Annotated in this window: 13 protein-coding genes; 6 read left to right on the plus strand and 7 right to left on the minus strand. The window is 63.4% G+C overall.

Going from position 1 to position 13,914, the window contains the following annotated elements; all coding sequences use genetic code 11:
- Genes Q4T40_12855 through nifH form a run of 7 tightly spaced genes read right to left on the minus strand, consistent with a single transcriptional unit; the run spans position 1 to position 7,418 of the window.
- Positions 1 to 1,398, minus strand: coding sequence for a nitrogenase component 1 (locus Q4T40_12855; GenBank protein ID MDT8902138.1), 1,398 nt, complete (start codon positions 1,396 to 1,398; stop codon positions 1 to 3).
- Positions 1,391 to 2,758, minus strand: coding sequence for a nitrogenase iron-molybdenum cofactor biosynthesis protein NifE (nifE, locus tag Q4T40_12860; GenBank protein ID MDT8902139.1), 1,368 nt, complete (start codon positions 2,756 to 2,758; stop codon positions 1,391 to 1,393). The genes Q4T40_12855 and nifE overlap by 8 nt, the downstream gene beginning before the upstream one ends.
- A gap of 36 nt (positions 2,759 to 2,794) precedes the next feature.
- Positions 2,795 to 4,180: a nitrogenase molybdenum-iron protein subunit beta gene (nifK, locus tag Q4T40_12865; protein MDT8902140.1), complete on the minus strand. Its 1,386-nt coding sequence runs from the start codon at positions 4,178 to 4,180 to the stop codon at positions 2,795 to 2,797.
- A 1-nt stretch (position 4,181) separates the two neighbouring features.
- Positions 4,182 to 5,795: a nitrogenase molybdenum-iron protein alpha chain gene (nifD, locus tag Q4T40_12870; protein ID MDT8902141.1), complete on the minus strand. Its 1,614-nt coding sequence runs from the start codon at positions 5,793 to 5,795 to the stop codon at positions 4,182 to 4,184.
- An 18-nt stretch (positions 5,796 to 5,813) separates the two neighbouring features.
- A complete protein-coding gene (locus Q4T40_12875) occupies positions 5,814 to 6,227 on the minus strand; it encodes a P-II family nitrogen regulator (GenBank protein ID MDT8902142.1) in 414 nt (137 codons plus the stop codon).
- 12 nt (positions 6,228 to 6,239) lie between these two features.
- Entirely contained in the window at positions 6,240 to 6,566 is a 327-nt protein-coding gene (locus Q4T40_12880; protein MDT8902143.1) for a P-II family nitrogen regulator, read from the minus strand.
- Positions 6,567 to 6,590: 24 nt separating this feature from the next.
- The gene (nifH, locus tag Q4T40_12885; GenBank protein MDT8902144.1) at positions 6,591 to 7,418 is read right to left on the minus strand and encodes a nitrogenase iron protein; all 828 of its coding nucleotides are present in this window, start codon (positions 7,416 to 7,418) and stop codon (positions 6,591 to 6,593) included.
- Positions 7,419 to 8,026: 608 nt separating this feature from the next.
- Here nifH and Q4T40_12890 point away from each other — a divergent pair.
- Genes Q4T40_12890 through Q4T40_12915 form a run of 6 tightly spaced genes read left to right on the plus strand, consistent with a single transcriptional unit; the run spans position 8,027 to position 13,912 of the window.
- Positions 8,027 to 9,004 carry a methyltransferase gene (locus Q4T40_12890; protein ID MDT8902145.1) on the plus strand — a complete coding sequence of 326 codons (978 nt, stop codon included), beginning with the start codon at positions 8,027 to 8,029 and terminating at the stop codon, positions 9,002 to 9,004.
- 16 nt (positions 9,005 to 9,020) lie between these two features.
- Positions 9,021 to 9,632, plus strand: a complete 612-nt coding sequence (locus Q4T40_12895) for an FmdE family protein (GenBank protein ID MDT8902146.1) — start codon at positions 9,021 to 9,023, stop codon at positions 9,630 to 9,632.
- A 3-nt stretch (positions 9,633 to 9,635) separates the two neighbouring features.
- Positions 9,636 to 11,234, plus strand: a complete 1,599-nt coding sequence (locus Q4T40_12900; GenBank protein ID MDT8902147.1) for an ABC transporter substrate-binding protein — start codon at positions 9,636 to 9,638, stop codon at positions 11,232 to 11,234.
- Between the two features lie 13 nt (positions 11,235 to 11,247).
- On the plus strand, positions 11,248 to 12,285 hold the full coding sequence (locus Q4T40_12905; protein ID MDT8902148.1) for an ABC transporter permease: 1,038 nt from the start codon (positions 11,248 to 11,250) through the stop codon (positions 12,283 to 12,285).
- Positions 12,285 to 13,106, plus strand: coding sequence for an ABC transporter permease (locus tag Q4T40_12910; protein ID MDT8902149.1), 822 nt, complete (start codon positions 12,285 to 12,287; stop codon positions 13,104 to 13,106). The genes Q4T40_12905 and Q4T40_12910 overlap by 1 nt, the downstream gene beginning before the upstream one ends.
- Positions 13,103 to 13,912, plus strand: a complete 810-nt coding sequence (locus Q4T40_12915; protein MDT8902150.1) for an ABC transporter ATP-binding protein — start codon at positions 13,103 to 13,105, stop codon at positions 13,910 to 13,912. The genes Q4T40_12910 and Q4T40_12915 overlap by 4 nt, the downstream gene beginning before the upstream one ends.
- Positions 13,913 to 13,914 lie beyond the last annotated feature (2 nt).

A 13,914-nucleotide genomic window follows, 5' to 3' on the forward strand; every position in this document is an offset into this window, starting at 1 on the left:
TCACCTCGCTTGAGCCGGGGCCAGGTTCAGCCTGCGGCCTTTGTAGAATTCGTCGTAGATTCTGGTCCGGTAGGTATGGTGTTTCGCGTCCAGCAACGTGTTGGTGATCCGGTCAAGGAGGTTCGCCGTGCCGGTGTAGCCGACCGAGAGGATGCGCTGGCCGCCCATGCGGTCGAGGATGGGGAAGCCCAGCCTGACCAGTGGTATGCCTTCTTTCTCGGTGAGATAGCGGCCGTCGGACGGGCCGATGGCGATGTTGGCCCCGGCGGCGGCGCTGCGGAAACGGATTTCGGCGAAGTCGGTCTCGCTGAGAAAATAGCTTGGCTCAGGCGACGCGGCCAGGACGTCCTTGAAGAGGGAAACCGCTTCGCCGCCTGCGCCGCCGGCGGCCACGACCGTCGGCCAGACGCCGTTCTCGAGGCAGGTCCGCGTGACGGCGTAGACCATCTCCGGTTCGCCGAAGATGACGCTGCGGCCGGCGAAGTTGTGTTTGTGGGAATCGATCATCGCGTCCAGCAGCCGGCCCCGCTCGGCGAGCACGCCCGCCGGGACCTTGCGGCCGGTTATTTCCCTGAGCGTCCGCAGGAAGAGGTCGGTCGCCGCCACCCCGATGGGGATGGGCAGGCGGTGGAGGGCGACGCCGTATTCGTCGGCCAGCAGTTGCCCGGGGGATAAGGCCGGCGGCACGGTAACCCCCATCTCGATGGTCGCCGCCGCTCCGGGCATGGCCCGGATGGCGTCCAGCGGCGTCCCTCCCGGCGCCATTTTGGTGTAATGGTCGGAGTACGGACGGTCGAGGGTGTCGGCGAAATCGGGCAGCAGGGTGTACTCTATGTCCATGGCCGCCAACAGGCGTTTGAGCTCGCGGATGTCGGCCGGGCTGACGTTGGCGGCGATGATGTTGATTTTGTCGTGCCGGGGCGTCGGCTGAGCGAGGGCGGCGACGATCCGCCGCAGGGCCAGGTAGTAGCCGTCGGCCTGGCTGCCGCCATAGCCGGGCGTGCTCACCGGCACGATAACCAGGTCGGCCAGGCCGCGTTCGGCCAGGTATTCGGCGGCGAGCCGCTCGATGTCCTCGCCGATCGTCTCGGCCAGGCAGGTGGTGAGGATGCCGATCAGCCGCGGGTCGTAAACTTTGCGGATGTTGTCGAGGGCCTGTTTGAGGTTTTCCCCGCCGCCGTAGACGGTGCCCTTTTCATTGAGGGCCGAGGAGCCGACGTCGACGGGTTCGTTGAAATGCTCGGCCATTGTGCGGCGCATATAGGTGCTGCAGCCCTGGGAACCGTGGATGAGCACCATTGCGCCCTCCACTCCCTTTAAGGGCAGGATGCCGCCGATGGGCATGCACATATGGCAGGGGTTTTCGCTGACGCTTTTCGCGACCTTAAGATCAGCCATCGAGATCGCCTCCCATCTTGGCGTGCCGCCAGACCGGCGAGCAGAGGGTGGTGTAGACTTCGGCCGCGAAGTTGACGGCGCCGGCGTAGCCGGACAGGGGATGCTTGCGGTCGTGGTTATGGTCGATGAAGGCTCTGCCGAGTTTGTAGGCCAGCGGCCGTTCCTTGACCCCGCCGACCAGCAGGTCGGCCCCCTGCTCGGTCATAAATTTCTCCAGTTCGGACGGGTTGGCGTCGTCGAGAATTACGGTGCCGTCGGCCACCAGGGAATCGATGGTCTCGTATTCTTCCTTGCGGCCGGTCTGGGTGCCGACCATGACGACTTCAACGCCCAGTTCGCGGAACTGCTTGATGAGCGAGATAGCCTTGAAGCCGCCGCCGACGTAGACGGCCGCCTTCTTGCCGGCCAGCTTGGCGCGGTAGCCGTCGATGACCGGCTGAACCTTGGCCGTTTCGCGGGCGATCAGTTCCTCGGCCCGCTCGCTCAGGCTCCCGCCGCCCAGGGCGGCGGCGATGCGGCGGAGGGAGTCGGCGGTGTCGGCGAGCCCCAGGAAGGAGACGTGCATGTAGGGGATGCCGTAGGCTTCTTCCATCCGACCGGCCAGGTAGACCATTGAGCCGGCGCACTGGATGATGTTGAGGCGGGCGCGGGTGGCTTTCTTGAGCTCGCCGTAGCTGGAGTCGCCGGTGAAGACGGCGTTGATGTCGACCCCGACCTGCGCCAGGTAATCGCGGATGATCCACGCTTCGCCGGCCAGGTTGAAGTCGCCGAGATAGTTGATGCTGCGGTCCTTGCCGACGAGCGCCGCTTCCGCCGGCGTTGCGGGGGCGGTGAGGCGGAAAAGGGCGTCGCAGGCCGCCCGGTAGCCGGCGGCCTTGTTGCCGGCGAAGCCGCTGGACTGCACCGGGATGACCTCGATGCCGTGGCGGTTCGCCGCCGCTTTGGCGACCGCCTCCAGGTCGTCGCCGATTACGCCGACGATGCAGGTGGAATAGATGAAGACGAGTTTGGGACTGTATTTGGCGACTAGTTCGTCGATGGCCGCGGCCAGTTTTTTCTCGCCGCCGAAAATTATATCCCGCTCCTTGAGGTCGGTGGAGAAGCTGTTGCGGTACAGGTCTTCGCCGCTGGTGAGGCTGCCGCGGATGTCCCAGGTGTAGCTGGCGCAGCCGATGGGGCCGTGCACCAGGTGGATGGCGTCGGTGATGGGGTTGAGGACGACGCGGGCGCCGCAGTAGACGCAGGCCCGCTGGCTGACGGCGCCGGCGATGCTGTCGTCGTCGCATTTGAGGCGGCTTATCTGCCGGCCCTTGGTGGTGATGAAGTCCTGCCGTCCGTCGATCGCTACGGCCTGCGCCATGGTTTTCACTCCCTTTTCCCGCTGACGCGGCAGTTTTTACATGACGAGCTCGAAATCCTCGTCGGCGGCGTCGCGGTCCTGCCTGTCGAGGAGCGCGCCGGCGATCATCTCGACCAGCCGCATGGCGCCCCGGTAGCCGACGACCGGCAGGTAGGAATGGACGCTGCGGTCGAGGATGGGGAAGCCGACGCGGACGAAGGGGATGTCTTCCGCCCTGGCGATATATTTGCCGTAAGTGTTGCCGATCAAAAGGTCGACCGGTTCGTTCTTGATAAGCTGATGGAGGGCGAAGAGGTCGCCGCCGGCCTTGATGTTGGCCTTGTGGCCGGACTGACCGGCGATTGCGGCGATGTCCTCCTCGAAGCTGCCAACGTCCGAGCCGATGGCGCCGCCCGGCGTGCCGGTGAGGACATGGACGGGCACCATGCCGAGGCTGACGGCGAACTCGGTCAGGCCGGTGACGACGTCGGGGTCGCCGAAGATGGCCACCTTCTTGCCGTGGAAGTGGAAGTGGGTGTCGGTCATGATGTCGACCAGTTGGCCGCGCTCTTCCTCAAGCGCCCACGGCACCTCTTTCACGAAGGCCCGCCTGAGCGCCATCACGAAGGCGTCGGTGGCTTTGATGCCGATCGGCGTCTTGAGGGTTACGGCCGGCACCCTGCACTTTTTGGCGAGCGCCTCGGCGGCGTCGCTGGACGCGAACCGCCCGAGGGCCACGGTGAGCTTGCTGGCGCCGCTGTCGGCCAGTTCGGCCAGCTTCGTCCCGCCCTTGGGGAACATGACGAATTCGCCGGTCATGGGGGTGTCGACGACGCCGCTGGTGTCGGGAAACATGATGAACGGTACGCCCATCAGGTGGGCGATGCGTTTGATCTCCCGCATGTCGCCGGGGTTGACGAAGCCGGGGATGAGGTTGGCCTGCTCCTTCTTGATGGCGGCGGCCTCGGCGAAGTAGCTGACCATCGCCTTGGTCATGTTGGAAAAGCCGGTGATGTGCGAGCCCTGGTAGCTGGGGGTGTTGGCGTGGAAGACCGTTTTGCCCTCGGGGATGTCGGCGTCCTTGATGATGCTGGGGATGTCGTCGCCGATCGTCTCGGTCAGGCAGGTGGTGTGGACGGCGATGATGTCGGGATTATATATCTGGAAGATGTTCTTGATGGCCGTCTTGAGGTTGGCGCCGCCGCCGAAGACGGACGCGCCTTCGGTGAAGGAGCTGGTCGACGCCATTATCGGGTCGCGGAAATGGCGGGTGAGGTGCATGCGGTGGTAGGAACAGCAGCCCTGCGACCCGTGGCTATGGGGCAGGCAGCCGTGCACCCCCAGGGCGGCATACATGGCGCCGATGGGCTGGCAGGTCTTGGCGGGGTTTATCATGCCGCCGCTGGTGCGTTCGGTGAATTCCTTGGGGGTCGCGTCAAGCATTTCAGGCCACTCCTTCCTCGGTTACCGAGCCGGTCAAAAGCGGCTCTTCTTTCCAGGGGGGAACGATAAAGTTCCAGGTGGGGGAAACGAAGCCCATCGACACGTCGCGGGCGAAGTTGACCGCGCCGCCAAAACCGGCGTAGGGGCCGCTGTAGTCGTACGAATGCAGCTGCTTGGCCGGGATGCCCATTTTCTGGACGACATACTTGTCCTTGATGCCGGAGGCGAAAATGTCGGGCTTGAGGAGCTTGATGAATTCCTCGGTCTCGTAGTGGTTGAGGTCGTCGACCATGATCGTGCCGTCGGCCATGTCGACCTGCATGCCGGCGTAGAAACTGAGGGGGATCTGCCGCTGGAGCTCGGCCAGCTTCTCCGGCGACACCTTGAGCCGGAAACGGCGCTCGTCGGCGGTGACGTGGAGGTCGGGGATGTTTTTCGAGTCGGCGTCGGTCTTGATTTCGGGGATGACCTGCCGCCCCTCGTAGTCGTCTCTGTGGGCGAATTCGTAGCCGGCCAGCACCGTGTCGATGCCCAGTTCGGCGAAAAGCCCCTGGTAATGGTGGCCGCGGGAGCCGCCCACGAAGCAGAAGGCCGTTTTGCCCTCGCACAGCTTGCGGTACTGCTCGATCTGCGGCTCGACGCGGGCCAGTTCGCGGGCGATGATCTCCTCGGTGCGGGCGGTGAGGGCCGGGTCGTCGAAGTAGCGGGCCATGTTCCTGAGCGACTCGGCGGTGGCCGCGACGCCGATGAAGTTGACCTTCAGCCACGGGGTGCCGTACTTGGTCTCAAGCATGCCGGCGATGTAGTTGATCGAGCGGTGGCACTGCACAAGGTTAAGCTCGGCGGTGTGGGCGTTCTTGAGGTCCTCGTAGGAACCGTTGCCTGTCATGACCGACACCACGGTGTAGCCGATTTCGTCGAGGATCCGTTCGATCTCCCAACTGTCGCCGCCGATGTTGTACTCGCCGAGAAGGTTGATGGGGTACTTGCCGGCGGCTTCCTCGCGGTCGCCGGCGCCGATCACCCTTTCCACCAGGCCGTTGTTGGCGATGTGATGGCCGGCCGACTGGCTGACCCCCTTGTAGCCTTCGCAGCTGAACGCCAGGATGGGGATGCCGAGCCGTTCCTCGGCGGCCCTGGCCACGGCGTTGATGTCGTCGCCGATAAGGCCGACCGGGCAGGTGGCCGATACGGTGATCGCCTTGGGTTTGAATATCCCGGCCACCTCGTCGATCACTTTCGCCAGCTTCTTCTCGCCGCCGAATACGATATCGCTCTCCTGCATGTCGGTCGATACGCAGTAATTCAGGAATTCCTGGCCCGGTTCATCTGCTCGCGCCTTGTTGCGGCGGGTGCCCCAGGAATAGTAGCCGCAGCCGATTGGTCCGTGGGTGATGTGGACCATATCCTTGAGCGGGCCGAGGACGACGCCCTTGCAGCCGGCGTAGGCGCAGCCGCGGTTGGTGATGATGCCCGGAATGGTGCGGGTGTTCGCTTCTATCTCCTGCCGGTCGGCCGACGAATCTTTGATGATGATGTGCTTCTTGCGGTTCTTTTCCACTTTGGAAGGGTATTTGGCCAGCATTTCGCTGATTTGCTCCAGAGTCATGGCCATGGTCCATACCTCCTTTTCTTACAGGGCGGCGTCGCCGGCCTCGCCGGTGCGCACGCGGACGGCGTCGAGGACGGGCAGGACGAAGATTTTGCCGTCGCCTACTTTGTTGGTTGTGCGGTTGGCTTTCATGACGGCGTCGACGATGCGGGGGACGTCCTCGTCATGGGCCATGACGGTGAACATCCGCCGGGGGAAGAGCCGCGAGCCGTCGAGGAAGCCGTCGACGAGCTGCTCGGTCTCCGCCGGCTCGACCTCGTCGCCGGCCAGGGCGAGCAGCCTCGCCTTGCGTTCGGCGATGACCGACTGATCTTCGACCAGCTTGCCCCGGCCCAGCACCTTCGTGGCGGTGAAGCCGGCCACTCCGGCCTCGACCAGGGCCCGTTTCATGGCGTTGGTCTTGTTCATGCGGATGACCGCGATTATCTCTTTCATGCGCCAGCCCCCCTACAGGCCCTTGGCGCCGCTGGAGATGGTGTAAGCCTCCTCGATCGGGCTGACGAACACCTTGCCGTCGCCGTAGGCGCCTTTTTCGCTGGTTTTGGCCGCTGCCAGCACCGTGCGGATAACGTCGTCCTTATCCTCGTCGCGGACGGCCATGAGGATGAGGCTTTTGGGGATTTCGTCGTATACGATGCCGCCGATCTTGATGCCCTTCTGCTTGCCGCGGCCGACGACGTCGACTACGGTGGCGGCGTGGAAACCGGCCCGCGATAATTCGGACAGCACTTCGTCCTTCTTCTCCGGCCTGACGATCGCGCGAATGAGTAGCATTATCCTCTTCTCCCTTCAGTCTCGTTAAGCAATCGCGTCGAGAAAACCGTGCTGCATCATCAGTTCTTCCAGCCGGTCCTGGGTCATGGGCTTGGGGATGACGAACAGCTGGTTGCCGTCGATGGCCTCGGCGAGCTTGCGGTATTCGGCCGCCTGGCCGGCCTCGGGGTCGAAGTCGATGACCGTTTTTTTGTTGATCTCGGCCCGCTGCACGATGTTGTCGCGGGGGACGAAGTGGATGAGTTGGGAGCCGATTTCCTCGGCGAACGCCTTGAGAAGGGCGTACTCGTTGTCAACCTTGCGGCTGTTGCAGATGATGCCGCCCAGGCGGACCTTGCCGTTGGTCGCGTACTTCTTGATGCCTTTGGCGATGTTGTTGGCGGCGTACAGCGCCATGAGCTCGCCCGAGGCGACGATGTAGATCTCCTCGGCCTTGCCCTCGCGGATGGGCATCGCGAAGCCGCCGCAGACGACGTCGCCGAGAACGTCGTAAAATACGTAGTCGAGGTCGGGGGTATACGCCCCGAGCGACTCCAGCAGGTTGATGGAGGTGATGATGCCGCGGCCGGCGCAGCCGACGCCGGGCTCGGGGCCGCCCGACTCGACGCAGCGGGTGTCTTTGAAGCCGGGCTTCAAAATAGCGTCGAGCTCGATGTCGTCGCCTTCGTCGCGAAGCGTGTCGAGCACTGTCTTCTGACACAGTCCGCCCAGGAGCAGGCGGGTCGAGTCTGCTTTCGGGTCGCAGCCGACCACCATTACTTTTTTGCCGGCTTCGGCGAGAGCCGCCACCGTATTCTGGGTGGTCGTCGATTTGCCGATGCCGCCTTTACCGTATATAGCCACTTGTCGCATATTGATTACCTCCTCGAATCGCTTGTTGAAAAACACCGGCTCTCCGGCTATAATGAAAACTAGGCATGTCGAATAACCCTGGTTTAGCCGCTGGGGGGAAGATGTGCGCCGGCTTCATGGGTATGCCAGTACTCATGAAGCCTTTATTTTTTTCCATTGACCGCGAAGAAGATCCTCACCTCCCCGATTAAGCTTGTTTATGAACACATCGGGGCCAATAAACAGCTGTTTATTAGCCCCGATGCTATCATGCTGGCGAACTGACTCCCGGACCATATTCGGTTAGTGGGACTAGGATGCGAAAAGGCGCTTCGGAGCCGTGCTCCAAAGCGCCTTTGCTTTCTTTATGTTGTCGTTACTATACCACAGACTTTTCCTGCCGGTCAATACCTCCGGCCATATTCGCAATATTCATTATTCCCCGGGGCTTTTCGCCGCTTTTTCCAGGCGCGCCCGCTGCGCGAGTCTGTTGACAATCTGTACCAATGTGTAATATCATAGTTTATAGAAATTTCCGGACAACTGTATACAGCACACGAAGCACGGGTATGAAACCCAAGGGAATGAATTCCCCTGGCGTTTCATTTTTTATTTTTGGGGGTATGCGCATGGATTGCAGACCATTGTACGAACCGCTGCCGATCGACCCCGGCCCCGTCCTGGATATCGCCGAGGGCAACCAGCTTTATCAGGCGGTGGCGGTCGCCTGCCGGTTCGGCCTGTTCGCGGCGCTGAGCGAGAAGCAATCGGCGGCGGAGCTTGCGGCGAACAGCGGCCTGGACGGAGCGGCCGTCGCCAGGTTGCTGGATGTGCTCGCGCACGCGGGCTTGCTTGACGAGCAGGACGGAAGCTATAAAACAGCCCCGGCGGCCGAAGCCTACCTGCGGCCCACCGCCCTGCTCTATCTCGGCCATCTGTTTCCGGCCGGCTTCGCGCCGGAGTCTTTCGGCGGGCTGCTGGCCGACTGCCTGCAGGGCGGCTGCCGGGAAAGCCCGGAACCGGGCTGGAACCCGGAGCAGCTGCGCCAGATCGGCGTGTCCGGCCTCAACGGCTCCATCCAGGCCACCGTCGCCGCGGTCGACCTCGCCGGCGCCGCCCGGCTGCTCGATCTGGGCGGCGGACACGGGTTCTACAGTATTGCCTTGGCGCAGAAATACCCCGCTCTTGCGGTCACGCTGTTCGACCTTCCGCAGGTCGTGGGCCTGGCCGGCGAGTATGTCCGCAAGTTCGGGCTGGCCGACAGGATCGGCCTGGTGGCGGGCGACTTCCTGAAGGAAGCGATCGGCGCCGACTACGACGCCGTGCTGTGCGCCAACATTCTCCATAGCACGAAGCGGGCTACGGTGCTGGCAAAGGTCTGGCAGGCCCTCAATCCGGGCGGCCGGATCATCGTCAAGTGCCGCGTGGCCGATTGCCGGCCCACGCTGACGACCGCCCTCGGAAAGCTCGTCTGGCTGGTGCGCGGCAACAGGGAGCTTCATGACGGGGCGACCTGGCACGGCTTTTTGGAGCAGCAAGGTTTTAAAGACGTAAAAACCATCAATATCCACGGCCTGTTCGCCACAATGACAGGCGTGAAAAAATGAACCGGGAGGTATCGTGATGAACAAGGACTACCCACAGGATTTGCAGGAAGCGATCGAATTTCACGGGCATTTCTGCCCCGGACTGGCGATCGGCTACCGGGCGGCGAAGGCCGCGCTCGAGAAATTGGCGGCGGCCAGGGCGGGCGATGAGGAGCTGGTAGCCATCGTCGAAACCGACGCCTGCGGCGTCGATGCCGTGCAGTCGCTGCTGGGCTGCACGATGGGCAAGGGCAATCTCATTTACAAGGACTACGGCAAGCAGGTGTACACCGTCGCCAGCCGCAAGCAGGGCAAGGCCGTCCGCGTGGCGTTGAAGCCGGACGCTTTTCCCCAGCCGCCCGGCGCGGACGCCCTGCGCGCCGCTGTTTTCGGCGGCACGGCTTCGGCGGAGCAGCGCAAGGAGTTCCAGCAGTTGCAGCAGGCGAGAATCGGCCGTCTGCTGGCGGCGAATACCGATGAGCTGTTTAAGGTGGAGTGGGTCGATATGCCGTTGCCGCAGCCGGCGAGGATATTTGGCTCGGTGGTGTGCGGTTTCTGCGGCGAGGCGGTTATGGAGCCCCGCGCCCGCCTGCAGGACGGCAAGATCGCCTGCCTGTCCTGCCATGAAGAATATACGCGGGGGTGGTAAGCCTTGAGGCACCGTAGGCTGCTGCTGGGCCTGGCGGTATTTTTCGTCGCGGCCATCGGGCTTTTACTCTACCACTTGTCGAGCTCACCCGGACTGGGCGGCGGCAGGCAGGCCGCCACGCTGAAGATCGCTTCCGAGGACTACGGCTTTCCGTCGCCCTATACCTTTTATCCGCGCGGCCCTGGGTACCTGAGGATGTCGCTGTTGTTCGACACCTTGGTGTGGAAGGATGCGCAGGGCGTTATTCCCTGGCTGTGCGAGCGCTACGAAGTCTCCCCGGACGGCCGCGAATGGTCGTTTTTCCTCCGCGCGGGCGTGAAGTGGCAGGACGGCCGGCCGCTCACCGCCGCAGACGTCAAGTTCACGTTCGACTACATCCGCAGCCATCCCCACGCCTGGTTCAGCCGCGAAACCGGCGTGATAAAGTCTGTCGAGGCCGTTAGCCCCCGGCAGGTCAAGTTTACGCTCAAGAGCGCGTACGCGCCCTTCCTGACCAATATCGCCGGCACTGTGCCCGTATTGCCCCAACACATCTGGCGGGACGTGGCCGACCCGATGAAGTTCACCGCCGACGCCGCCGCCGTCGGCAGCGGCCCCTTCAAGCTGGCGAAGTACGACAAGGCAACCTCCCTCTACATATACGAGGCCAACCCAGGATACTTCCGGGGCAGGGTCAAGATCGACCGCCTGATATTTTCCCGGCCGGGACAGCCGCTGCTGGCGTTCAAAAACGGCGAGGTCGACGCCTTCAATCCCGACGTTGACCAGGTCGCCGTGCTGAAGAACGCCAAGGATGTCAAAATAATCGAGGGCAGCGGCTTCTGGGTGTGCCGCCTCATGTTCAACCTATCGCAGGCTCCTTTCGACCGGCCCGAGTTCCGCCGGGCCGTCGCCCATGCCCTCAATCTGCCGGAGCTCGTAGCCCGGGCCACCCATAACGGCGCCATCCCCGGCAACCCCGGCTACGTCCCCCCCGAACTCGGCGAGTGGTATAATCCCCGCGTCGCCGCTTATCCCTTCGACCCCCGACGAGCCGGCGACCTGCTGGCGGGGCTCGGTTACAGCGTGATAGGCCCGGACGGGATACGTTCGACTCCCGGCGGCGAACGCCTGAGCTTTGACCTGCTGACGCTGCCTCAGGGCCACGAAGGTGAAATCGTCAAGAGCATGCTGGCGGCGGCCGGTATCGAGGTGAGGGTCACGGCGCTGGAGAAAGCGACCCATGACCAGCTTATCGACAGCGGCCAATACCAACTGGCGGTAAACGGCCACGGCGGCCTGGGCGGCGACCCGGTTTTCCTGATGCAGCTCACCAGGCCGCTGACGACGGCGGGCACCAACACGACTCTGTACGCCAACCCCGAATACCTTCGCCTGGCCCGCCTGCAGACTAAGCTGACCGACCGGGGCGCGCGCCGCGCGGCGGTGTTCGCCATGCAGGAAATGCTGGCCGACGATCTGCCCACTATTCCCCTATATTACCGCAAGATGTACTTCGCCTACCGCCCCGGCAAGCTGGACGGCTGGTTCTACACGCCGGGCGGCATTGCCTTGGGCATCCCGACCGAGCTCAACAAGCTAGTGTTTATAGAATCGCGCTAGAGGTACCGCCATCATGAGTTGCGCTTTCGACAAGGAGACCGAACGCCGGTTGGCAAAAAAGAAGCTGCATTTTCTGCAGCACAAGCTTCTGGATTACCTGGTCACGATCGGCTTCGTCGTGATCATCAACTTCCTGCTGCCGAGGCTGCTGCCGGGCGACCCGTTCGCCCAGCTTAGCGGCCTCGGCGCCGGCGCCGATTTCGCCGTCAGCCTCGACGCCGCCAGCGAGGCGGCCCTCCGCGAGTATTACGGACTGGACAAGCCTCTTGGGGCGCAGTTTGTCCATTATCTGCAGAACCTGCTTACCGGCAATCTCGGTTATGCTTATTATTTTAAGGCTCCGGTCGGCCAGCTGCTGGCCGAGCGCCTGCCGTGGAGCTTGCTGCTGCTGCTGACAAGCATTCTGCTGGCTTCGGTTGTCGGCATCGCCTGCGGGGTTTTTGCCGCCTGGCGGCGCGGGACGGCATGGGACCATGGCCTGCGGGGGCTGCTGCTCGGCATGCGGACAGTCCCGCCGTTTTTTCTCGGCAGTCTGCTGCTCCTGATTTTCAGCGTCAAGGGACAGTGGTTTCCCGTCTCCGGCGCTTTCAGCGTCGATACCGCCGGCGCCTCCGGCCTGGCCCGCCTGAAAGATATTATCTGGCATCTGGCGCTGCCGGCCGCGACTTTGACCCTCGCCGAGCTTTCCGGCAATTTCATGCTGACCCGCAGTGCGATGCTCGATACGCTGCGGGAGGACTACATTACTTTCGGCCGCGCCCGCGGCCTGAGCGAGAGCCGGCTGATGTTCGGCCACGCCCTGCCGAACGCCCTGCTGCCGGTGATAACCCACACTGGCCTGCGGTTGGGTCTGGCGAGCGGTATCGTGATTTATGTCGAAAAGATCTTCGGCTACCCGGGAATAGGGATGTTCATGTACGAGGCGCTGGCAGGCCGGGATTTCCAGGTCCTGCAGGGCGGCTTCCTGGTGATTAGCCTCACAGTGCTGCTGCTCAACCTGACCGTCGATATTCTATATGCGTATCTCGATCCGCGCGTGGAGGTGAGCTAGTGTCACGGACGGCAATTCTCGGCGGCGCGCTGCTCGCCTTATTCGCGCTGGTCGCCGTCTTCGCGCCCCTGCTGGCGCCCTTTTCGCCGCTCGCTTACAGCGGGGCGCCTCTCGAGCCTCCCAGTTTGCGCCACCTGCTCGGGACCGACGGCACCGGCCAGGATATTCTGAGCCAGCTTATCTACGGCGGCAGGGTGTCGCTTCTGGTGGGGCTGTGCGCCGCGCTGGGCGGCATAATGCTGGGCGCCGGCCTGGGCATGGCCGCGGGTGTTTACGGCGGCCTGACCGACCGGTTCGTCATGCGGTTCGTCGATATTTTCCTGACCATTCCCCATCTGCCGTTGATGGTGCTGCTGGCCGCCCATTTCCGGCCGCAGCTTTCCACGACCATCGCCGTCCTGATATTTTTTTCGCTGCCGGTCGAGGCCAGACTTGTCCGCTCCCAGGTGCTGTCGCTCAGGCAGCGCGAGTTCCTCGACGCCGCCAGGCTGGCGGGGGCTACGAAATTCTATCTGCTGCGCCGCTATATTCTGCCGGAGCTTGTTCCGCTGCTGCTGGCCCAGGTTGTCATCCGCACGAGCTGGGCCATTCTCGCCGAGTCGGGGCTCGCCTTTCTCGGGCTCGGCGATCCGACGGCCAAGAGCTGGGGCATTATGCTCAAACAGGCTCTGGATTATCAGGCGATTTATTTTACGCCGGCCTGGCAATGGTGGCTGCTGCCGCCGGGCCTCTGCATAACGGCGCTGATCATGGCCCTGACGACGACCGGCTACGCCCTGGAGGAAAAGTTCAACCCCACCCTGAGCGAGGTGAAACGATGAGCCTGCTGGCCGTGGAAAACCTCACCGTCAGCTACCTGAGCCGCGGCGGCGCTTTCCCCGCCCTGCGGAATTTTTCCTGCCGGGTGGCGGCAGGCGATACGGTCGGCGTCATCGGCGAGTCGGGAGCCGGCAAGACGACTCTGGCGCTGGCGCTGCTCGGCCTTTTGGGCGACCGGGCGGTGATCGAGTCCGGCTCGATCGTTTTCGGCGGAACGGAGTTGACCAAACTGACGGCCGGCGAGTGGCGAAAGTACCGGGGAGGCCGGCTGGCCCTCATACCCCAGGCGTCGCAGAATATTTGGAACCCGGTGCTGACTGTCGGCCATCAGCTCGCCGAGCATATCGAGCACCACCTCGGCATCTCCCGCAGCGACGCCGTACGGCAGGCGGCCGCTGCGCTGCGGGAGATGGGTCTTGAAGAAACAGTGCTTGCTTCCTATCCGCACCAGCTGAGCGGCGGCATGCGGCAACGGGCGGCGATCGCCGCCGCCTGCGCCGTCAATCCCGCCTGCATCATCGCCGACGAATGCACCAATTCTCTCGATGTCCGTTATCAGAACGACGTACTGCAGGCCCTCGAAAACCTGCGTCAGGCGCGCGGCACTGCCATGGTGGTGATTTCCCACGACCTGGCGGTCATCGCCAGGTTGTGCCGGAAAACTTATGTATTGCTTGCGGGGGAGACGGTCGAGGCCGGCCTGACGGCAGATATTCTGCGCTCGCCTGTCCATCCTTACGCGCGGCGGATGGTCGCCGATACCTGCAGTTTTCTGGCCAGTCTGCCGGCCGCGGGGAAGGAAGTGTGAGC

The organism is Selenomonadales bacterium 4137-cl (genome assembly GCA_032334055.1).
Taxonomy (GTDB): domain Bacteria; phylum Bacillota; class Negativicutes; order Sporomusales; family UBA7701; genus Anaeroselena; species Anaeroselena agilis.